This is a genomic window from Streptomyces sp. NPDC090445 (genome assembly GCF_044769385.1).
In the GTDB taxonomy this organism is placed as follows: domain Bacteria; phylum Actinomycetota; class Actinomycetes; order Streptomycetales; family Streptomycetaceae; genus Streptomyces.
Window position 1 is genome coordinate 111,398 of record NZ_JBIVXV010000011.1, and the last position, 17,470, is coordinate 128,867.

Annotated in this window: 21 protein-coding genes; 7 read left to right on the top strand and 14 right to left on the bottom strand. The window is 72.5% G+C overall.

Annotated elements, in window-relative coordinates:
• Positions 1-77 precede the first annotated feature (77 nt).
• The gene (locus tag ACIQUT_RS22020) at positions 78-599 is read right to left on the bottom strand and encodes a nucleoside-triphosphatase (RefSeq protein WP_403564877.1); all 522 of its coding nucleotides are present in this window, start codon (positions 597-599) and stop codon (positions 78-80) included.
• Between the two features lie 110 nt (positions 600-709).
• On the opposite strand from ACIQUT_RS22020, the gene ACIQUT_RS22025 reads away from it, so the two are divergent.
• Entirely contained in the window at positions 710-1,162 is a 453-nt protein-coding gene (locus tag ACIQUT_RS22025) for a YbhB/YbcL family Raf kinase inhibitor-like protein (RefSeq protein ID WP_403564879.1), read from the top strand.
• Positions 1,163-1,483: 321 nt separating this feature from the next.
• Here ACIQUT_RS22025 and rpsR read toward each other — a convergent pair whose 3' ends face one another.
• From rpsR to rpmG, 4 genes are read right to left on the bottom strand one after another with little or no spacing between them, the layout of a single operon-like run.
• Positions 1,484-1,720 carry a 30S ribosomal protein S18 gene (gene rpsR, locus ACIQUT_RS22030; protein ID WP_403564881.1) on the bottom strand — a complete coding sequence of 79 codons (237 nt, stop codon included), beginning with the start codon at positions 1,718-1,720 and terminating at the stop codon, positions 1,484-1,486.
• 26 nt (positions 1,721-1,746) lie between these two features.
• The gene (locus ACIQUT_RS22035) at positions 1,747-2,889 is read right to left on the bottom strand and encodes a CobW family GTP-binding protein (protein ID WP_403564882.1); all 1,143 of its coding nucleotides are present in this window, start codon (positions 2,887-2,889) and stop codon (positions 1,747-1,749) included.
• A complete protein-coding gene (locus tag ACIQUT_RS22040) occupies positions 2,886-3,020 on the bottom strand; it encodes a 50S ribosomal protein L31 (RefSeq protein WP_403564884.1) in 135 nt (44 codons plus the stop codon). The genes ACIQUT_RS22035 and ACIQUT_RS22040 overlap by 4 nt, the downstream gene beginning before the upstream one ends.
• 30 nt (positions 3,021-3,050) lie before the next feature.
• On the bottom strand, positions 3,051-3,215 hold the full coding sequence (rpmG, locus tag ACIQUT_RS22045; protein ID WP_403564886.1) for a 50S ribosomal protein L33: 165 nt from the start codon (positions 3,213-3,215) through the stop codon (positions 3,051-3,053).
• Positions 3,216-3,284: 69 nt separating this feature from the next.
• Here rpmG and rpmB point away from each other — a divergent pair, with 69 nt between their 5' ends.
• A complete protein-coding gene (gene rpmB, locus ACIQUT_RS22050) occupies positions 3,285-3,521 on the top strand; it encodes a 50S ribosomal protein L28 (RefSeq protein ID WP_403564888.1) in 237 nt (78 codons plus the stop codon).
• The gene (rpsN, locus tag ACIQUT_RS22055; RefSeq protein ID WP_403564890.1) at positions 3,521-3,826 is read left to right on the top strand and encodes a 30S ribosomal protein S14; all 306 of its coding nucleotides are present in this window, start codon (positions 3,521-3,523) and stop codon (positions 3,824-3,826) included. The genes rpmB and rpsN overlap by 1 nt, the downstream gene beginning before the upstream one ends.
• A 549-nt stretch (positions 3,827-4,375) precedes the next feature.
• Here rpsN and ACIQUT_RS22060 read toward each other — a convergent pair.
• From ACIQUT_RS22060 to ACIQUT_RS22080, 5 genes are all read right to left on the bottom strand, one after another.
• The gene (locus ACIQUT_RS22060) at positions 4,376-4,723 is read right to left on the bottom strand and encodes a hypothetical protein (RefSeq protein ID WP_403564891.1); all 348 of its coding nucleotides are present in this window, start codon (positions 4,721-4,723) and stop codon (positions 4,376-4,378) included.
• 132 nt (positions 4,724-4,855) lie between these two features.
• Complete coding sequence (locus ACIQUT_RS22065) at positions 4,856-5,311, bottom strand: hypothetical protein (RefSeq protein ID WP_403564893.1); 456 nt, start codon at positions 5,309-5,311, stop codon at positions 4,856-4,858.
• A 588-nt stretch (positions 5,312-5,899) separates the two neighbouring features.
• Positions 5,900-6,103 carry a hypothetical protein gene (locus ACIQUT_RS22070; RefSeq protein WP_403564895.1) on the bottom strand — a complete coding sequence of 68 codons (204 nt, stop codon included), beginning with the start codon at positions 6,101-6,103 and terminating at the stop codon, positions 5,900-5,902.
• A 38-nt stretch (positions 6,104-6,141) separates the two neighbouring features.
• The gene (locus ACIQUT_RS22075) at positions 6,142-6,927 is read right to left on the bottom strand and encodes a hypothetical protein (RefSeq protein ID WP_403564897.1); all 786 of its coding nucleotides are present in this window, start codon (positions 6,925-6,927) and stop codon (positions 6,142-6,144) included.
• Between the two features lie 128 nt (positions 6,928-7,055).
• On the bottom strand, positions 7,056-8,057 hold the full coding sequence (locus ACIQUT_RS22080) for a GlxA family transcriptional regulator (RefSeq protein WP_403564899.1): 1,002 nt from the start codon (positions 8,055-8,057) through the stop codon (positions 7,056-7,058).
• A gap of 132 nt (positions 8,058-8,189) precedes the next feature.
• Here ACIQUT_RS22080 and ACIQUT_RS22085 point away from each other — a divergent pair, with 132 nt between their 5' ends.
• Positions 8,190-9,164, top strand: coding sequence for an NADP-dependent oxidoreductase (locus ACIQUT_RS22085; protein ID WP_403564900.1), 975 nt, complete (start codon positions 8,190-8,192; stop codon positions 9,162-9,164).
• Between the two features lie 296 nt (positions 9,165-9,460).
• Here the strand turns inward: ACIQUT_RS22085 and ACIQUT_RS22090 are convergent, their stop codons facing one another.
• The 3 genes from ACIQUT_RS22090 to ACIQUT_RS22100 all read right to left on the bottom strand — a co-directional run bounded on the left by ACIQUT_RS22090 (position 9,461) and on the right by ACIQUT_RS22100 (position 15,141).
• Complete coding sequence (locus ACIQUT_RS22090) at positions 9,461-10,570, bottom strand: protein kinase family protein (RefSeq protein ID WP_403564902.1); 1,110 nt, start codon at positions 10,568-10,570, stop codon at positions 9,461-9,463.
• 154 nt (positions 10,571-10,724) lie between these two features.
• Positions 10,725-12,080, bottom strand: coding sequence for a hypothetical protein (locus tag ACIQUT_RS22095; protein WP_403564904.1), 1,356 nt, complete (start codon positions 12,078-12,080; stop codon positions 10,725-10,727).
• Positions 12,081-12,324: 244 nt separating this feature from the next.
• Positions 12,325-15,141 (bottom strand): ATP-binding protein, encoded by a 2,817-nt coding sequence (locus ACIQUT_RS22100; protein WP_403564906.1) that lies wholly within the window; start codon positions 15,139-15,141, stop codon positions 12,325-12,327.
• 136 nt (positions 15,142-15,277) lie between these two features.
• Between ACIQUT_RS22100 and ACIQUT_RS22105 the strand changes: the two genes are divergently transcribed.
• The 3 genes from ACIQUT_RS22105 (at position 15,278) to ACIQUT_RS22115 (ending at position 16,676) form a co-directional block, all read left to right on the top strand.
• Entirely contained in the window at positions 15,278-15,634 is a 357-nt protein-coding gene (locus ACIQUT_RS22105; protein ID WP_403564908.1) for a VOC family protein, read from the top strand.
• Positions 15,631-16,083, top strand: a complete 453-nt coding sequence (locus ACIQUT_RS22110; RefSeq protein ID WP_403564910.1) for a pyridoxamine 5'-phosphate oxidase family protein — start codon at positions 15,631-15,633, stop codon at positions 16,081-16,083. Before ACIQUT_RS22105 ends, ACIQUT_RS22110 begins: the two co-directional genes overlap by 4 nt.
• Positions 16,084-16,223: 140 nt before the next feature.
• Positions 16,224-16,676 carry an iron chaperone gene (locus tag ACIQUT_RS22115; RefSeq protein ID WP_403564911.1) on the top strand — a complete coding sequence of 151 codons (453 nt, stop codon included), beginning with the start codon at positions 16,224-16,226 and terminating at the stop codon, positions 16,674-16,676.
• On the opposite strand, the gene ACIQUT_RS22120 is transcribed toward ACIQUT_RS22115, so the two are convergent.
• The gene (locus tag ACIQUT_RS22120) at positions 16,669-17,166 is read right to left on the bottom strand and encodes a LamG-like jellyroll fold domain-containing protein (RefSeq protein ID WP_403564913.1); all 498 of its coding nucleotides are present in this window, start codon (positions 17,164-17,166) and stop codon (positions 16,669-16,671) included. The two genes, ACIQUT_RS22115 and ACIQUT_RS22120, sit on opposite strands and share 8 nt — an antisense overlap.
• Positions 17,167-17,470: the final 304 nt, after the last annotated feature.

Here is a 17,470-nt window from a genome sequence, read left to right on the forward strand (position 1 = left end):
GTGCCCCGGATGCCGGGCGATCGCCGAGATCGACCAGTTCAGGAAGGGGGAGGCGGCCTTTCGCGGGTCCGGGGCCCCTACAGTCGGGCCGCGAGCTCCATGGGCAGGGCGTCGCGGTTTGCCGGGGTGAGGTGGATGACCTCGATGTCGGTGCGCTGCTTGAGGGCGTCGGTGAACGGATCGCGGTGTGCGTGGACCGTGGCGACGACGTCGATGTCTGCGGTGAACAGCGTGGTGACGGCGTCCCGGAAGGCGGTGCATGCCAGTTCCATCCGACCCAGTTCGTCGATGAGCACCAGCTGCCCTGTCGCCTCCCCGGTTGCTGCAGGTCGTAGCGACGGCAGTGCCAGTCGTTCCATCACGTTCAGGTCGACGCCGTACTTCCCCACGCGCGGGGGACCGGGGAGGTCGACGTGGGCGAGCACCTCCCGTCGGCCTGCCAGGGTTTCCAGGGCGAAGCCGACTCGGTGGCCGGACTGCCGGATCTCCTGCGTGGTGAAGCCGGTGGCTGCGCGGGCGGGCAGCAGCGCGGCCAGCCGGCGGAGGGCGGTCGTCTTGCCCGAGCCGGGGCGGCCTTCGAGCAGGATCCTTGTCGGCACAGTGCCATCCTCACCCCCACCCCGGCGACGGGCCGCGTGGGTTCGGCCGTACGGGGGTTTTGGCGTGCGGACCGGTGCCTGCGCCGCCGTCCGCGGGTATGGCGCCGCGCATGAGCGGAATTGAACTCAGCAGCACCGCGTTCGACGACAAGACGGTGATCCCCCGCCGGTACAGCGGGGAGGGGGAGAACATCTCACCGCCCCTGGCCTGGTCGGGGGTGCCCGACGAGGCCACGGAGCTGGTGCTCCTGTGCGAGGATCCCGACGCGCCCGGGCCGACCTTCCTGCACTGGCTGGTGACGGGCATCGATCCGGGGACGACCGGGGTGGCCGAGGACCAGAAGCCCCACGGCGGCCTGCCGTGGCCCAACGGCTTCGGACGCATGGGCTGGGGAGGGCCCATGCCTCCACCGGGGCACGGGCCGCACCGGTACTTCTTCCACCTGTACGCCCTGTCCGAGCCGCTGCCGCTGCACGACCGCCCGGGCGTCGAAGACGTACACCGTGCCCTGAAGGGCAGGGAGCTGGCCTCCGGCACCCTGGTCGGGACCTACGAGCGCTGAGCGTGTCACCCCTGGTCGCAGTGGGGCAGCGTCTCGTGCGCTTCCTGCAGGAGCCGGGCTGGGCGGTGCCGTGGCTGCGACCACCGCCCGGCCCGGAGTCCCGGGCCGCGCCGCTGTCGAGGCCCTTGGCGACGAAGGCCCACAGGCGGCCGGGGTGGAAGGGCCGGTCGGAGGGGAACGTGAGTGAGCAGGGTGGCATTCCCGCGCCGAGGAACCCGGGCAGGACGGTCGCGGGCAGTCGGGACGAGCTGCGGCGCGGTGGCCTTCCCCTGGGCGCGGCGGCAGGGAATCGGTGGTGCCGCCGGCGGTTTTCGCCGAGGTCTACCGGGTGCCGTAGGGGAGCAGGGCCATCTCGCGGGCGTTCTTGATAGCGGCGGCGAGCTGTCGCTGCTGCTGCGCGGTGACGCGCGTGACGCGGCGGCTGCGGATCTTGCCGCGGTCGGAGATGAACTTCCGCAGCAGGTCGGTGTCCTTGTAGTCGATGGAGGTGATCCCTGCTGCGTCCAGCGGGTTGGGGCGGGCCTTGAGCGGCTTGTGGGGGTTCTGGTGGCGCGCCATGCGTGTTCCTTGAGGTCGTCGGGGTGTCAGGAGACGGGGTCGAGGAGGGTGTCGAAGGCGGCTGGAAGGGATCTCCACGCCTCGGGGCCCGCCGCGTATTCGGCGTCGGTGAGCAGGCAGGATTCGAGGAGTTGTGCCAGCCCGTGGCGGTCGAGGCCGGGGGAGGTGAAGACGAGGTGCTGACAGCAGTCGCCGTGTCGGGGATGCCAGTCGAGTGAGGCGGCGGCCCGGCGCATCGGCGGGACCAGCTCCCAGGCGGCGTCAGGCAGGGACGCCAGCCACGGGCCGGCGTTCTCCACGCACAGGGCGCCGCCCGCGCAGTCCCAGGCCAGCAGGGTGTCGGGGCGGTCGGCGAGCCAGAACCGGCCACGGCTGCGGGCGGCGGCACAGCAGAGGTTTTCCAGGGCCTCGTAGAGGCGCTGGGGATGGAAGGGGCGGCGGCGGTGCCAGACGAAGGTGGTGACGCCCGCCTCGTCGGCCTCCTGGGGGAGCAGGGCACAGGCGGGGTGCTGGGCGGCGGCCGCCGCTTCCACGTCGAACCCGGCGATGGCCAGCTCAGCCAGCTCGCCGGACTCGGCATCCACCCGTCGAGCGGTCGGGTGGAGCTGGGCGAGCAGGGCGCGGTCCTCGTCGTCGGCCTCCCCGCTGTCGACGAGGGCGAGTACGGGCGCGTATTCGAGCTGCCGCGCCCACGTGTCTCCGATGGTGCGCCGATCCGTGGCGGCCGCCGCGAGGCCCGCGTCGGCCAGGTCGTCGCCGTTGACGAGGTAGGGCAGGGCGAGCGCGGGGTCGACCGCGGTGATCACGCCGGTGAGGTCGAGTACGTCGGCGCCGTGTGCGGCGATCACCTCGGCCATCGCCTTGGGCTCGACGGAGTCCCACAGCTCGACGACGGCCAGCCGGGTCAGGCCGCTGCCGGCCAGGCGCTCCAGCTCGGGGACCAGGTCCTCGCGGAGCGCGCAGCAGGCGCAGTCGTTGACCAGGGGTGTCTCGCCACGGGACGTCTCGCCCGAGGCGTCGCGCACCACGCGCTGCACGGTTCCCTGTACAGCCGTGGACAGGTCGTGGTGGAGGGCGGTGCTGCCGGGTACGGCGTGCAGCAGGCGCTCCACGACCTCCCTGCGGGCGTCGGAGTGGAGCCCGCCGACGATGACGACGGGCAGGGTCACGCCTTGCTCCCGTACCGGCGCCGGAAGCGCTCGACACGGCCGGCGGCGGTCGAGCGGGTGAGGAAGGCGAAGCCGGCCGCCTTGTCGCGGAAGACGACGGGGCCGTAGGGGGGATGGATTCCGGGCTTCATGACGGTGTCCTTCAGGCAGGGGGGCGGGCGTCAGCGCTCTTCGCGGAAGTCGACGTGCCGGCGGACCACCGGGTCGAACTTGCGCAGCACCATGCGGTCCGGGTTATTCCGCCGGTTCTTGCGCGTGACGTACGTGTAGCCGGTGCCGGCCGTGGAGCGGAGCTTGATGACCGGGCGTACTTCGTTGCGTGCCATGCCGCTACTATACGGGAATGGAAATCATTTCCAATAACTGCTTCCGTTCAGAGAGGGGCAGGTAGCACCTTGTCCGCGCACTGCCAGCTGACCGGCGCCCAGCCGGGCTTCGGCAACAACATCTCCCACTCGCACCGGCGTACCTCCCGCCGTTTCGACCCCAACATCCAGCGCAAGCGCTACTGGCTGCCGAGCGAGGGGCGCCATGTCCGCCTGAGCCTGAGCGCGAAGGCGATCAAGACCGTCGACGCCATCGGCATCGAGGCCGCGGTGGCCCGGATCCGCGCTCGGGGGGTGAAGGTCTGATGGCCAAGAAGAGCAAGATCGCGCAGAACGAGAAGCGCAAGGCGACCGTCGAGCGGTACGCCGCGAGGCGTGCCGAGCTGAAGGAGGTCCTCCGGCGGCCGTCCTCGACGGCGGCCGAGCGGGGCGCGGCGCTGGTGGAGCTGCGCAAGCAGCCCCGCAACGCCAGCGCCACCCGGGTGCGCAACCGGGACAGCGTGGACGGCCGGCCCCGCGGGCACCTGCGCAGGTTCGGGCTCTCGCGCGTCCGGGTGCGCGAACAGGCGCACGCCGGATTCCTGCCCGGAGTCACCAAGTCGTCCTGGTAGTACCCGCAGCGAGCGTGCGTGGGCCCACATCTCCGACGGGGTGCGGCCCCACGCACCACTCCACCCGCACCGACTGACGGGACGCCACATGCCCAAGCGACTGCTGAGCGTGGTCGCCGGCAACGCCCCGTACGCCAGGGGCCTGGTGGTGGACCGGCTGCAAAAGAATCCGTGCCGGCCCGCACGCCGTGGTGCTCTCGGTGTCGCTCCAACGGGGCGAAGAGGGCTATCCGGCGGTCCTGCGATTCCGGTCCGGGGCTGTTCTGCCGCGCCTGTCGGAGTTGTGCCAGCAGCCGCGGACCGCGGTCAGCGCGGTGTCCGACCACTACGACCCCGCACCGGTTCCGGTCGGCGTCGCCCCGGATCCCTTCCGGCAGACACCGGGTGCGTCCATCGGGCGGTCGGCCTGTGGGCAGGCATGGACAGACGGTTGAGGCAGGGGACGTACTCATCGGTCCCGCCCGGCGCCCGGTGGCGGTCGACGGGTGTCCGGGGCTGCCGCACCGTCGCCCAGAACCTCACCCTTCTCTGCACCAAGTCCGGCAGGGCCTATCGCTCACACCGCGGGTCGTGGTTCGTAGTCGGCGAGAGGGGCGACTCGGAGTCGAACTCGAAAGTCTCCATGGCGGCGTCGGCAGGAAACTCCGGGTGGTCGTGCCAGATTTCAGCGAAGGCAACCAGAAGGTTCCATGAGGCGGTTGCGTGTAGCTCGGTCCCCGCCGCTTGCTCAGGCAGGGAGGACCGATGGAAGCGTACCGCCGCGATCTGCTTGTTTGCAGCCAGTCGCAGCGCGGTGGCAGCGCGACGGGCTTCGCCTTGGCACGAGGCTGGGTCGGGGATTCGCGCGAACACGAAGCGGACCAGCCGGGCGACCTGGTCCTCGGTGATCCGCTCCACTGTCTCCCCCTGTGATTCGCGCAGCTATTCGCCCGGCTCGGTGCCAACTATCGCAGCTCGGAGCAATCCCTGATCTGCAGAAGGCCAGCCCCTCTGCACCACCGCTGTTGTTGCTGGGGGTGCTGCCCAGGTTCAACGGGGCAGCTGCTGTGTTCGGTGGACCTTGGCCCGCTTGGAGCGCAGGAACGTCAAGGTCAGCTCGAAGCCTTCAACCTCGCCCCGGCCAGCCCTGGGCGATCGCATGCTGACGGCGGGCGACCAGGTCGTCCTCCGGCTCGTCCAGCCGGGGCAGCATCGTTGGGTTGACCGAGAGCATCGGGCATCGGATGCAGGCGTGCCGATGTGGATGGGCAGCCCGGAGTTGACCAGGTCGGTGGCGAAGATTCTGCGGAAGTCGTGGGCGGAGAAGGTCGTCCCGAAGAACTCGGGGTGGGTCTTGGCCAGCTCGGTGCAGCACTTGCGCAGGCGGCGCCAGATCGTGCTGGTGCCCATTGCCTGTCGCTCCAGGCCGGTCTGGGTCTGGAACAGGTTGGGCAGGGGCGGGCACCACACCTTCTCGTGGACGTCGTACCGGCTCGCGATCGGCACCGTGCCGTAGGTGCCGCGGTGCCGGCGGATGACCTGAGCGATGACGTGAAAGGCTGCGATCTCGTCCCGGGTGACGGCGACCGGCTCGCCGGTGTCCCGGTTGACCGCCCGGACGGGGAAGGACTTCTCCGTCCGGGCGCGCTTGAGGTCGTACTCGCTGGCGGTGCGCTGCCACTGTGCGCCGGCGGCGGTGAACCGTTTCCCCGCTCAGCCGCAGGTCGGCCTCGTCGGGGTTCGCCTTCTCGACGTTGCTCCAGAACGTGCCGGGCAGAACCCGGGCCAGCTGCCGCAGCGAGGAGTGGTCCAGGTCGGCGGCGGTGGCGAAGGTAGTCCACCAGCAGGTTGCGCACGCTGTGTTGCGTAGCTGCTGTCGGTCGACGAGTTCCTCGACGCTCTGACCCGTTCACGCCTCGTCGGCTGGCCGGCTCGCCGCAGCGCGTTCCCCTCCGCTGGGGTGAGCCGGCCAGCCGACGGGGCTCCCGAGCGGCGCCCGCCCGGCCGGTTCCGACGCCGTATGCCCATCGGCGGGCGTTGCCGCGGCCGGATGCCGGCGGGTCCGGCGGTCGCCTCACCCGGAACCGGGCTCGCCTACTCCTCCTCCGGCCGCGGTGCACAGTGCTTCTCCAGCTCCGCTGCCGCCCACCGGATCGACGGCAGCGGATCGTCGTGCAGATGGCGCAGGGAGGGCAGTACCGCCCGCACCGCGGCCCGGTTCTCTGCGCTGTCGCAGTCGGGGATGTCCGCGATGAGCAGCAGCAGGGTGGGACGGGCCCGGTTGTCGGGGTCGGTCATCAGCTCCGCCAGGAACGGCACCGCGGGTGCCGCCGCGGTCAGCCCCGAGTGCTTGGAGACCAGCAGCCGGTAGAGGTCGTCGCCTTGCGGATCAGACCGGGCACCGCGTGCGCGGGACCGCGTCCGGACCAGTACGAACCCCAGCCGACGTCGTCCAGACGCAGCTGGAGTGCGCGGTGAGGCCAGAGCCTTTCCGTATCGAGGCGCAGCGCCACCGGGCGGCCGGACGGTCCGGTGACGTACAGCGTGCCGTCGCTCTCCAGGGCCAGGTCCGTGATGCCGGTGCCGAGGTGCAGCCGGGCCACTGCGCGGGAGCCCAGGTCCCAGATGCGGACCAGTCCGTCCGCCCAGGCCGCAGGCCAGAGCGGGGCACGGTGCAGCGGCTTGCTGACGGCCGTGGAGGGCCCGTCGGCGACCGCCTCGGCGGTGGACTCCCCTACGTGGACGCGGCCTTCGGCGTCGCCCGCGGCGGCCACGGTGGCGTCCTCGTCGAGGGCGGCGGCGGTGCGGTCCGGCAGGGCGCGGAGCGAGGCGGGGACGGTGGCGGCGGCCGGGGAGCTGCCGGTGGATTCCACCCGCCAGCGCCAGCGCCAGCGCCAGCGCCAGCGGTCGTCGGTGTCGCCGTCGGCGAGCGCGAACGGGCCGAGCTCCTCCAGGGGTTCGGGGACCTCGCCGGGCGGATTGACGTCCTCGTCGGTGCAGGCGATCCCCAGCGTGTCGACGACCTGGAGCAGCGCTTCGCGGGTCCGGCCGTGGATCACCAGCGCGAAGCCGGCGCCCCGGCCGCGGCCGTGGGCGATGAGCGCGTCCGGACCGCCGTACACCCACGCCCGGGAGGAGAGCCTCGCGGCGCCCTGGCCCCGCGGCCGACGGCGATCGTCGAGCGGGCCTTGGGGTGGTCGGGTGAGCGGGCGGGCCGTACGCGGCGTCGCAGTCTGGGTGGCCGGGCCGTTCAGGCGGCCCCGGCTGCGGCTGCGGCAGGAGCTGCGTCCGTGGTGGTGGGGCGGAAGGTACGGCGGTATGCCTGGGGGGTGACGGCGATGGCGGCGTGGAGGTGTTGGCGCAGGGAGACGCCGGTGCCGAAGCCGGCGCGGTGGGCGACGAGGTCGACGGGCCAGTCGGTGGTCTCCAGGTAGTGGCGTGCCAGGTCGACGCGCTGGCGGATCAGCCATTGGCGGGGGGTGGTGCCGGTCTCGTCGCGGAAGCGGCGCGTGAAGGTGCGCACGCTCATGTTCGCGTGGGCGGCCAGGTCGGAAAGGGTGAGGGGGTCGGCGAGGCGTTCCATCGCCCATGCCTGGGTGGGGGCGGTGCCGGCGGCCGCCGGGTCGGGGACGGGGCGCTGGATGTATTGGGCCTGTCCGCCGTCGCGCCAGGGTGGCACCACGCACGAGCGGGCGACGTCGTTGGCTGTCCGGCTGCCGTGGTCGCGGCGGACGAGGTGTAGGCAGAGGTCGATCCCGGCGGCGACGCCGGCGGAGGTGAGGACGTCGCCGTCGTCGACGAACAGCACGTCGGGGTCGATGCGGGTGGTGGTGAACATCCGCTGCAGGCGCTCCGCTTCGCGCCAGTGGGTGGTGGCGGGGCGGTGGTCGAGGAGCCCTGCGGCGGCCAGGACGTACGTGGCGGTGCAGATGCCCACGATCCGGGTGCCGGGGCGGATGGCAGCCAGGGCGTCGCGCAGCACGGCGGGCAGGCGGCCCTCTTCGCGGATGGGGCCGAGTGCGTGGGAGGGCGGGATGACGACGGTGTCGACGACGGCCAGCAAGGAGGCGTCGTGGGTGACGGTGAGGCCGTAGTCGGCCTCGGCCCGTACGGGGCCACCGTCGAGGCTGCACGTGGTCACGGTGTACAGCGGGTTGCCCGCCCGGTCGCGGGCGGCGCCGAAGATGCGGGCGGGGATGCCGAGCTCGAAGGGGACGACACCGTCCAGTGCCAGAACGCCAACGTGGTGCATGGCCAGATCCTTTCAGGCCGTGGCCGTCACGCCGCTACTGGGGGCCGTCGGGGCCCGGCAGGCTGCTGTACGTGCCCGGGAGAAGAGAACGGGCACGTACAGCAGAGAAGCATCCTGGAGAGAGAACGTCACATGTCCTGGACCGCCACCGCCACCGCCCCCACCATGCGCGCCGTCTCCCAAGACGCCCCCGGAGCGCCTCACGTCCTCAAGGTCATCGAGACCCGGCGCCCGGAGCCGGGCCGGGGCGAAATCCTCGTCCGCGTCCACGCGGCGGGTGTGAATCCGGCCGACTGGAAGACCCGGGAGCGAGGGGTGTTCGCCGACGGGACGCAGCTTCCCTTCACCCTGGGATTCGACGTCTCCGGGGTGGTCGAGGAGTGCGGCGACGGTGTGACCCTCTTTCAGCCGGGCGACGAGGTCTTCGGAATGCCCCGCTTCCCGCACCCGGCCGGCGCCTACGCCGAGTACGTCACGGCCCCGGCCCGCCATTTCGCCCCCCGCCCCCGGGGCCTGACCCACATCGAGTCGGGTGCCCTGCCGCTGGCCTCGCTCACCGCCTGGCAGGCCCTGGTCGACACCGCCGACGTCCGGCCCGGCCAGCGCGTCCTCATCCATGCCGCCGCGGGCGGCGTCGGCCACCTGGCCGTCCAGATCGCGAAGGCCCGCGGCGCCCATGTGATCGGCACCGCCAGCGCAGCCAAGCACGACCTGCTGCGCTCCCTTGGCGCCGACGAACTGATCGACTACCGGACCCGGAACTTCGCCGAGACCGTCCGCGACGTCGACGTTGTCCTCGACGCCATCGGCGGCGCCAACTGGGCCCGCTCCCTGCGCACCCTGCGCCCGGGCGGAAGGCTGGTCTCGATACTGCCGCTGGACGACACCTTCCCCCACGAGGAGGCCGAGGCGGCCGGGGTGCGGGCGGCGTTCATGCTCGTCGAGCCCGACCGGCAGGGCCTGCGCGAGATCACCAGGCTGGTCGAGGACGGCCGCCTGCGGGTGATCGCCGACGCGGTCTTCCCGCTCGAGGACGCCGCCGCTGCCCACGCGCTGGGCGAGGCCGGCCGCACCACCGGAAAGATCGTACTCTCCGTCACGCCGTGACCCCGTCGTCCGTGCCGCCCTCCCGCACACCATGCGCCGCACTTGCCCGGAGACGGAAACGTGTGAACTGGCCTGCCTGCGCAGAGAGGACTGTGCGAGCCGCGGACGCCACCTCTCTGAGCCCCGTCGTGCCCGCAGCCACCGTGCCCGGGTGCCGGGCAGGCTCCTCGTCCTGCTGGACGGCGACTACCGCCTGGGTCTGCGCAGAGCCCCGGAGGTGCGGCGAGCCTGCACCGAGGCGTACGGTCCTTCACCGGGCTCGGCCCGGAGAAGCGAGGCGGGGGAGATGCGCTTCCTCAACCGTGTGCCGCCTCAACGGCCGAGGCGGCCGCGGCGCGGTCCAGCTCGGCGGCCGGGAAGGGCGTCCGCTTGCTCTCCGTGAGCAGCCGGCGGTGGAAGCCGTCCAGGACGACGGCGGCCCGGGCATGCCGTCCGATGATCGCCGCGATCTCCGGCTGGACTCCGTCGGGCCTTCGTCCTGCGATCCACTCCTGCAGGAACACGTCCGCTTCCGTACCGCCCCGAACGCGGTCGACGAGGTGGTAGCGGAGCAGATGGCTCGCGGTGTAGTGGCGGTCGTACGCGAGATGGTCCGAGAGGAACCGCTCCTCGGCCGCCGAGAGCTCGAAGCCCGAGCTCAGGGCCAGTCCGAAGTCCGCGAAGTAGATCAGCCGGCCGTCGGTCAGGAGGTTGCGGAAGTGGGCGTCGAAGTGCACGAGCCCACGAGAGCTCATGAACGCGGCACCCCGCGCCAAGGCGTCCTCCGCCCACGCGTAGGGAGAGTCCTCACCGGCAGGCGCCGGGTCCTCGCGGTGCTCGAAGCCGTGCTCGAAGCGGTGCTCGAACAGCCACGTACCGAGCGTCTGCGGCACGTGCTCCAGGAAGAGCACTAGGCTGTGGGAGGACCGGCCGACGGCCTCCAGCCGCTCGCGTACGGCCGGGGAGCCGTCCCAGTGGGCGACGGCTCCGTCGATGCCCCCGAACCCGTCCACGAAGCCCTCGGGAGGGGAGTCGGGCAGCACCCGCCAGTGGTACATCAGGGGGAAGCCCTCGTACTCCCTCCCCAGGACCCAGTTGGTGGTCATGGTGTGGACGGCCAGCTCCCGCCAGGCACCGAATCCGGCCGAGCCGACTCCGTACTGGTAGAACATCGGCAGGCCGAAGAGGTTCGCCGTGGACCGGACGTTCTCCGGCCGGGTCTCGACGTCCGTCAACGGCACCCTCTTGACGAAGACCCGTGTCCCGTCGACGTCCAGTTCCGCGGACCTGCCGCCGATGCCGGACCCGACCGGAGGGGCGGACGCCACGATGTCACCGAGTCGCCGGTCGCTCAGCAGGGACAAGCTGGTGGCCACGGTCCCGTAGGCGGCGAGCCGCGCGGCGTACGGGGAGTCGGAGTGGTGCATCGGGACGGCTCCTCGGTGCCCCGAACCAGGGCTTCGCGGTGATCACATGAACGTCATCGACTTTATCCGCCAAGCCCGACCGGGAACCCGGCGCGCCCGGCAGGCGCGACGCCCGCCGGCGCAGCGGATCCCCAGCGGCTCGGAGAGGGCGGCGTCAGGACGGGGACTCGGTGGAGAACGTGCCCGTCCAGACGGGAGTGGCCGGCTCGGGTTCGCGCGGCTGCAGGAGGGCCACGGCGTCCTTGACCCGGCCGAGGTCGATGAGGTGGCCGGCCAGAGCACTGCTGTGGGCGGGGGCGTGCGGTTCGAGGACCGCGACGGCCTCCTCTGCCCGTCCGGCCTCGGCGAGCATGTCGGAGATGGTCCAGGCAGCGTACGAGGTGTCGCCCTCGGGGTGGGCCCGCGCCTGCTCGACTGCTTCGTCGAGCAGACCGCAGTCGGCCATGAGCCGAAGTCGCATCCTGAAGAAGTCCCCTTCCTCCTCGCCGTCGCGGCGCGCCTTGAGGGCGTCGAGGTGGGCCAGGCCGTCCTGGGCGCGGCCGTGGTCGGCGTACAGGGTGCATGCCGTGTCGACGATCCAGTCGTCCGCGCCGCCGGGAGAGTCCACGAGCGTTCGCATCACCTCGATCGCCTCGTCGCCCCGGCCGTGCCGGGCCAGGAGCTGCGCCAGTTGCACCGCATCGTGGCGCTGCGGGGCCGGTGAGTGGTCCGGCTGCCGGTACACGGCGATCGCTCCTTCCACGTCACCGCGCCCCTCCAGCACCTCGGCGAGGCGTCGCGCGGCGTGCCCGTGGTGTGCGGATGCGGCGTACGCGCGCAGTTCGTCGATCCGGTCGTGCCTCGCGAGCAGGTCGGCCAGCTGGTCGTGGTTGTTGACGGAGGTGATGTGTCGGGTGTGCAGGAGGGCGATCGCTTCGTCGACGCGGCCCTGGCGTTCACGGATCACCGCGAGCAGCCCGATGGCCGTGTCGGGGTCGAGCCCACGGCAGCACCACGGGCTGTCGCACCGGTGCCGGTCGGGGATCCGGGCGGCCAGCAGCGCGGCGATCTCCTCGTCCCGGTCCGTCCCCTCGGTGATGTCGACCAGAGCGGCGGCCAGGAGCTGGTCCTCGATTCCGTTGCTCAGCAGCGTGACCGCCTCGTCCTTGCGTCCGTGCCGGGCCAGCAGTCGTGCGAGGAACTCCAGCGGTAGCCCTCCGGTTCTTGCGTACGGCCGGGCCAGCACGATCGCCTCCTCTGCCCGGCCCCAGCTCTCCAGCAGTTCCGCCTGGGCCCGGGCGGCCGGCCACCAGCCCGTGGCGACATACGGAGCGAGCACCTCCAACGCCTCTGCCTGCCGCCCCTGGTCACCGAGCAGCCGCGTCCACTCACGGGCGCAGAACCAGTCCCCACGGCCGGCCTGGCACGCCACCTCCTCCCCGTAGCCGAGTTCGAGAAGCCGGGAGACGAGGAGCGGAGGTATGCAGCCGGACAGGGTCCGGGCCTGGCGGTCGAGATCAGCAGCGTCCATGGCAGTGCACCCTAATGCGGGCCCGGAGCCACCTCCTGTCGCTGCGGCGTCTGCTGAGCCGGCTGCTCAACCGGATCGACGAGCAGCGGCCGGGCTACGGCTACGGGTACGGGTACGGGTACAGGTATGGGTACGGCACGCGGCGCCTGGCGCGTGCGCCGCGTGCTGTGCAAGGCCGGAAATCCACGACTGGGACGCACCCGGCAGCGGGTGCTGCGTCGAGGCCGAGAGGGCGACGCGCTGTTCAGGGGCGCCAGTGGTGCGGCTCCCGCACGGCCATGGGCGTGAGTCCGAGGTCGTCCAGTGCGGACGCGCCGGCCGCGGTGTGCTCGCCCCCGGCGAGCAGCAGCGTGCGCGCCCACTGGTAGCGGCAGCCGGCCGCGTCGAACGCCGCCGCGGTGGCGAGCAGCCGCGGCAGATCGCCGCCGAGCAGTGCCTCCGCCCGGTCCACCAGGGCGGTGGCGACCGGGTTCCCGGTGACCACGTCCCGGGCGGCGGCGATCCGGCCCCGGGCGTCCGGGTGCCCGGCGAGGACCGCTGCCTCCGCCCGGAGCGCCGTGTACCAGTGCAGCCAGACCCAGCAGACCCACTTCCACACGTGCTCCGGCTCGGGCGCGATGCGCTCCAGGGCCGTGTCCGCGTCCCCGTGATGGAGCAGGACCATGGTGTCGAAGACGGCGCCGTGGCCGTGCTGGTGGTCCTCCTTGCTGCCGGCCCGGTCGGTGATCGTGAGCCAGGTCGCCCGGGCTTCGTGGTCGCCTCGCAAGCCGTGGATCATCGCGACGGAGGCGGCGGCCGGTCCGAGTGAGAACGACCGTTGCCGCCCGGCCTGCTCCCAGGCGTCGAGGAAGCGCACGCTGCCGGTGAGCACCTCGTCGGCACGGCCCGCGAACGCGTCCGCGACCAGCAGCCAGGACGTGGCGTGGTCGCCCACCTCGGCCAGCTGCGGCTGGCCTGCGAGCCGGCTGCCCCACCGGCGGGCCGCCGACAGCTCGCCCGCGCCGACGGCGGTCGCGGCGGCCATGGCGAGGGCGTCGATCAGCTCGTGCGTGCGGGCAGGGGCGCTCGGTGCCGAGGCCAGGATGTCGAGCCGGGCCCGGGCGGCGGCCGCGGCGGCGAAGGTCTCACCGGCCCAGCTCCGGGCGCCGGAGAGCGCGTCGAGGGCGGCGGACCGTGCCACCGGGTCGCCCGCGATCCGGGCGAGTTCGACGGCCTGCTCGGCGCACGCGACGGTGTCCGGCGCGGAGTTGTCCGGGGCCCCCTGGACCGCGCCGAACGCGTCCGCGACCACCGCCGCCTCGGCCAGCGCGACGGCCGCCTCGGCGGCCGGGTCGTCGTCACCGGCCTGCTCGCGCGCCGCCGCGAGCAGGCCGGTCACCTCGTCCACGGGCGGAATCCGGCTGAACGTGCTGGAGAAGCGGTACGCGGCGGTGGCGGCGGCCGCCAGGTCGCGGGCGGCCGCGGCGGTGTCCCCGGCCCGGCGGGCGGCTTCGGCGGCGGCCCGGTGCAGGCGGTACATGTCGTCGCCGAGCCTGCGGCACCCGGCCACTCCGGCGGCCCGCCGCAATGCGTCGGCGGCGTCGGCTCCGGCAGCGAGCAAGGCCGCCTGCTCGTACCGCTGCTGGGCCTCGCCCAGCAGGTTGCGGGTGAAGGCCAGCTCGGCCATGGACAGGGCGAGACGGCACGCGTCCGCGCGCTGCTCCGGCAGGGCTGCGGCCCAGGCCAAGGCGGCCCGCAGGTCCTCCGCGACCGCGTCGAACCGGGCTCGCCAGTCCGGGCCGCCGCCTTCCTTGAGGCCGGCCGCACCGACCAGGCACCATGCCAGGTGTCGTGATCGGACGTCGGTGAGCTCACCGGCGTCGGCGAGCCGCTCCGTTCCGTACTGGCGAAGGGTCTCCAGCGCCTGGTAGCGGGTGCCGGTCTCGGACGGTGTCACGGCGAGCAGGCTCTGCTCGGCGAGCCTGCCGAGCCCGTCGGCGACCGCGGCCGCCTCCAGCGGGGCGAACCCGGCCACCTCGGCGGCCGCCTCGGCGGTGAACGGAGCGACGAACGCCGACACCCGCCGCAGCAGCGCCCGGTCTTGCGGTTCGAGCAGGTCGTGGCTCCAGTCGAGGACGGCCCGCACCGACCGGTGCCTGCCGTCGGCACGGGGGCCGCCGGCGAGGATCCGCAGCTGGTCGGAGAGGCCGGCCGTCAGGCCGTCCAGTCCGAGCGTGGACCACCGCGCCGCCGCCAGTTCGATGGCCAGCGCCATGCCGTCGAGCCGTTCGCACAGGGCCGCGATCCGTTCGTGTTCCGCCGGAGCCGGGGCCCTGCCGCCCGCCGCCGCCCGCTCCAGGAACAGGGCGACCGCCTCCGACTCGCCGCCGCCGACCCGCGACAGCGGCGGAACCGGGAAGACCCACTCGAACGGCACCATCAGCCGGGCCCGGCTCGTCGCGAGCACCCGTATCCCCGGGCACGCCACGAGCAGCCGCTCCAGGAACGGCGCCACCCCGTCGCGCACCTGCTCGCAGTTGTCCAGTACCAGCAGCGCCTGACGGTCAGCCAGCGCGGCCACCAGCGTGTCGTCGATGCTGCGCCCCGGCTGCTCGCCCACGCCCATGGCCGCCGCGACCGCCGCGCCCACCCGCCCCGGATCGGTGACCGGGACCAGGTCGACGAAGCACACCCCGTCGGCGAAGTCGCCGGCCACCTGAGCCGCCACCGCCAGCGCGAGCCGCGTCTTGCCCACCCCGCCCAGACCGACGGCGGCCACCAGCCGGCGCTCCGTCACCGCCGCGGCCAGCTCCCCGCGTTCCCGCGTCCGGCCGACGAACGCCGTCAGCGGTGCCGGAAGCGCGGGTGCAGGGCGCGCCCGCTCGGCACGCGCCGGTTCGGGCGCGCGCCGGGACAGCGCCCGCCGGTCCGGCACCTCCAGCTTCCGCAGCAGCGAGGAGACGTGCGACTCGACCGTCCGTACGGAGATGAACAGCCGCGCGGCTATCTCCGCGTTGCTCAGGTGCTCCCCGAGCAGCGCGAGCACGTCGGCTTCCCGAGCCGATATCACTGGAGTGGACACCGGGTCATTATCCGTGGTGCTTTCCGTGGTCAGCACGGAGGCGCCCCGTACCCCGGCCGGGGGAAGCTGTGATCACAGGGAACGAGCCCGGGAACGCACACCGGGCCGATCGGAACCCACGACGACAGGAGTGACCGTGACCAGCTCTTCCACCCAGGGGATGAAGACCATGCTGCATCCCGTGTCCGACCTCGCCCAGGCCAAGGCGGTGTACGCCGCGCTGCTCGGTGTCGCACCGCAGACCGACGGGCCCTACTACGTCGGCTTCGAGGTCGCCGGCCAGCACATCGGCCTCCTCCCGGGCGGCGGACCGCAGGGCCTGACCTCGTCACTGGCCTACTGGCACGTGCCGGACATCGAGGCGAAGCTCGCCGAAGTGACCGCCGCGGGCGCCACCGTCAAGGAGCCCGCCCACGACGTCGGCGGCGGCCGCCTGGTGGCCACCGTCATCGACCCCGACGGCAACCTCCTCGGGCTCCTGCAGGACCGATGAGCACCCCACCCCGCTCCCGCGCACAGCGCCGCCGCGACACCGAGCACCGGCTCACCCACGACATCGACGTCTGGGTGGCCAGTGCCTCGGCGGACGGCGCCCCCCATCTGGTACCGCTGTCCTTCGACTGGGACGGCGAGGCGCTCTTGGCGGCCACCCCGGCAGAAAGCCCCACCGGCCGGAACCTGGCCGCCACCCGGACCGCTCGGCTCGCGCTCGGCCACACCCGCGACGTCGCCATGATCGAGGGCGGAGTCGAGGTCCTCGACATCGACGCACTGCCGCCGCAACGGGGTGACCGATTCGCCACACGCACCGGCTTCGACCCGCGCGCCCTGACCACTCCGTACCGCTGGTTCCGTATCACTCCCCACCGCATCCAGGCCTGGCGAGAGGAGAACGAGCTGGCTGGCCGCGAGCTGATGCGCGACGGTCGCTGGCTGGCCTGACGCCCCGCCCGATCCCGCCGTACGGCCGAGGGGTCCAAGCCTTCACGGGCCGATGGCACGACCCGAACAGGGGGCCGTGAGGCCCCTTCTCGAGATCCACACATCCAGATCCTCAAAGATCCTCAAGAGGGAGATCCACCATGAGCAGCACCGACAGCAGCGCGCACGCGGGATTCACGGCCGAGGAGCGGGCCGCGATGAAGGACCACGCCCTGGAACTCAAGAAGGCGGCGCGCCGCAGCTCGAAGGCGGACAAGGCGGCGCAGGAGGAACAGGACGTACTCGCGAAGATCGCCGAGATGCAGGACTCGGACCGGACCATGGCCGAGCGCGTCCACGCCGTCATCACCGCCACCGCCCCGGTCCTCGCGCCGAAGCTCTGGTACGGGATGCCCGCCTACGCACTGGACGGCAAGGTCGTCTGCTTCTTCCAGAGCGCGGAGAAGTTCAAGGCGCGCTACGCGACGCTCGGGTTCAGCGACCTGGCGCAGCTGGACGACGGCCCGATGTGGGCGGCCGGCTTCGCCCTGACCGAGGTGACGCCCGAGGTGGAGGCCCGGATCGCCGCACTCGTGAAGCAGGCAGTCAACTGAGGGCGGGCCCGGTGGGTGGGGAGACCCGGAGGTCGAGCAGCAGGCCGGAGACCGGCTTCGGCGTCTCTCCTTCCTTCCCGGGCAGCAGGGTTCCGGCGGTCGTCGTGGTCTTCGCCCCGCCGTCCACGGACAGCATGAGCGCGGCGCCTTGGCGCTGGAGCACCACGTGGTGCCAGCGGTCGTTGTCCAGCCCGGTGGCCGTGGTCACCTCCTGCACGACGTCCCGGAGTGCCTTGGCGGGCTTGCCGTCCGCGTCCACGTTGTCCACGATGATCCGGCCCTTGATCGACCCCTTGATCGATCCGTCGGGACGTGCAGTGAGCTTGAAGGACGAAGCGGCGCCGTCCTGCTCGTAGCCGACGACCATCGGACGCTCGATCGTGGACGCGCTGTACTTGACCCAGCCGGCGACCGTGAAGTCGTCCTTGCCGAGTCGCAGCGAGTCGTCGCAGGACACGCGGACCACGTCGTCGGCACCGTCGAAGAGCATGGTCCTGCCGGACTTGGCCGTGGCACGGCGCCGGGCGTGGGCCGGATCGGCTTCGCCGTGCTGCCGGGAACGGGAGCGGTGCGCACGGCGAGCTTGAAGCGGTCGTTGGACTCGGCGCCCTGACGGGTCGGCGCGGAGTACAACGGGCGCCGATCTTCCAGTCCAGACCGTTGTCGCTGTAGGAGAAGACGGCACCGCTGTAGGACTGGGCGACACCGTTCGTCACGACCTCCCGGCGGTACTCACCCGAGACCACGAACGGACCCGACGGCAGCTTCACCGCCTTCCCGGGGCCGATCGAGAG

What these genes read in the sequence shown, in the direction of transcription:
- ACIQUT_RS22070 (WP_403564895.1), bottom strand. Translation starts at nt 6,103, where the DNA reads ATGACCGACCCCGACAACCGGGCCCGTCCCACCCTGCTGCTGCTCATC.
- ACIQUT_RS22115 (WP_403564911.1), top strand. Translation starts at nt 16,224, where the DNA reads ATGAGCAGCACCGACAGCAGCGCGCACGCGGGATTCACGGCCGAGGAG.
- ACIQUT_RS22110 (WP_403564910.1), top strand. Translation starts at nt 15,631, where the DNA reads ATGAGCACCCCACCCCGCTCCCGCGCACAGCGCCGCCGCGACACCGAG.
- rpmG (WP_403564886.1), bottom strand. Translation starts at nt 3,215, where the DNA reads ATGGCACGCAACGAAGTACGCCCGGTCATCAAGCTCCGCTCCACGGCC.
- ACIQUT_RS22095 (WP_403564904.1), bottom strand. Translation starts at nt 12,080, where the DNA reads ATGGACGCTGCTGATCTCGACCGCCAGGCCCGGACCCTGTCCGGCTGC.
- ACIQUT_RS22080 (WP_403564899.1), bottom strand. Translation starts at nt 8,057, where the DNA reads ATGCACCACGTTGGCGTTCTGGCACTGGACGGTGTCGTCCCCTTCGAG.
- ACIQUT_RS22085 (WP_403564900.1), top strand. Translation starts at nt 8,190, where the DNA reads ATGTCCTGGACCGCCACCGCCACCGCCCCCACCATGCGCGCCGTCTCC.
- ACIQUT_RS22120 (WP_403564913.1), bottom strand. Translation starts at nt 17,166, where the DNA reads ATGCTCTTCGACGGTGCCGACGACGTGGTCCGCGTGTCCTGCGACGAC.
- rpsN (WP_403564890.1), top strand. Translation starts at nt 3,521, where the DNA reads ATGGCCAAGAAGAGCAAGATCGCGCAGAACGAGAAGCGCAAGGCGACC.
- rpsR (WP_403564881.1), bottom strand. Translation starts at nt 1,720, where the DNA reads ATGGCGCGCCACCAGAACCCCCACAAGCCGCTCAAGGCCCGCCCCAAC.
- ACIQUT_RS22090 (WP_403564902.1), bottom strand. Translation starts at nt 10,570, where the DNA reads ATGCACCACTCCGACTCCCCGTACGCCGCGCGGCTCGCCGCCTACGGG.
- ACIQUT_RS22025 (WP_403564879.1), top strand. Translation starts at nt 710, where the DNA reads ATGAGCGGAATTGAACTCAGCAGCACCGCGTTCGACGACAAGACGGTG.
- ACIQUT_RS22040 (WP_403564884.1), bottom strand. Translation starts at nt 3,020, where the DNA reads ATGAAGCCCGGAATCCATCCCCCCTACGGCCCCGTCGTCTTCCGCGAC.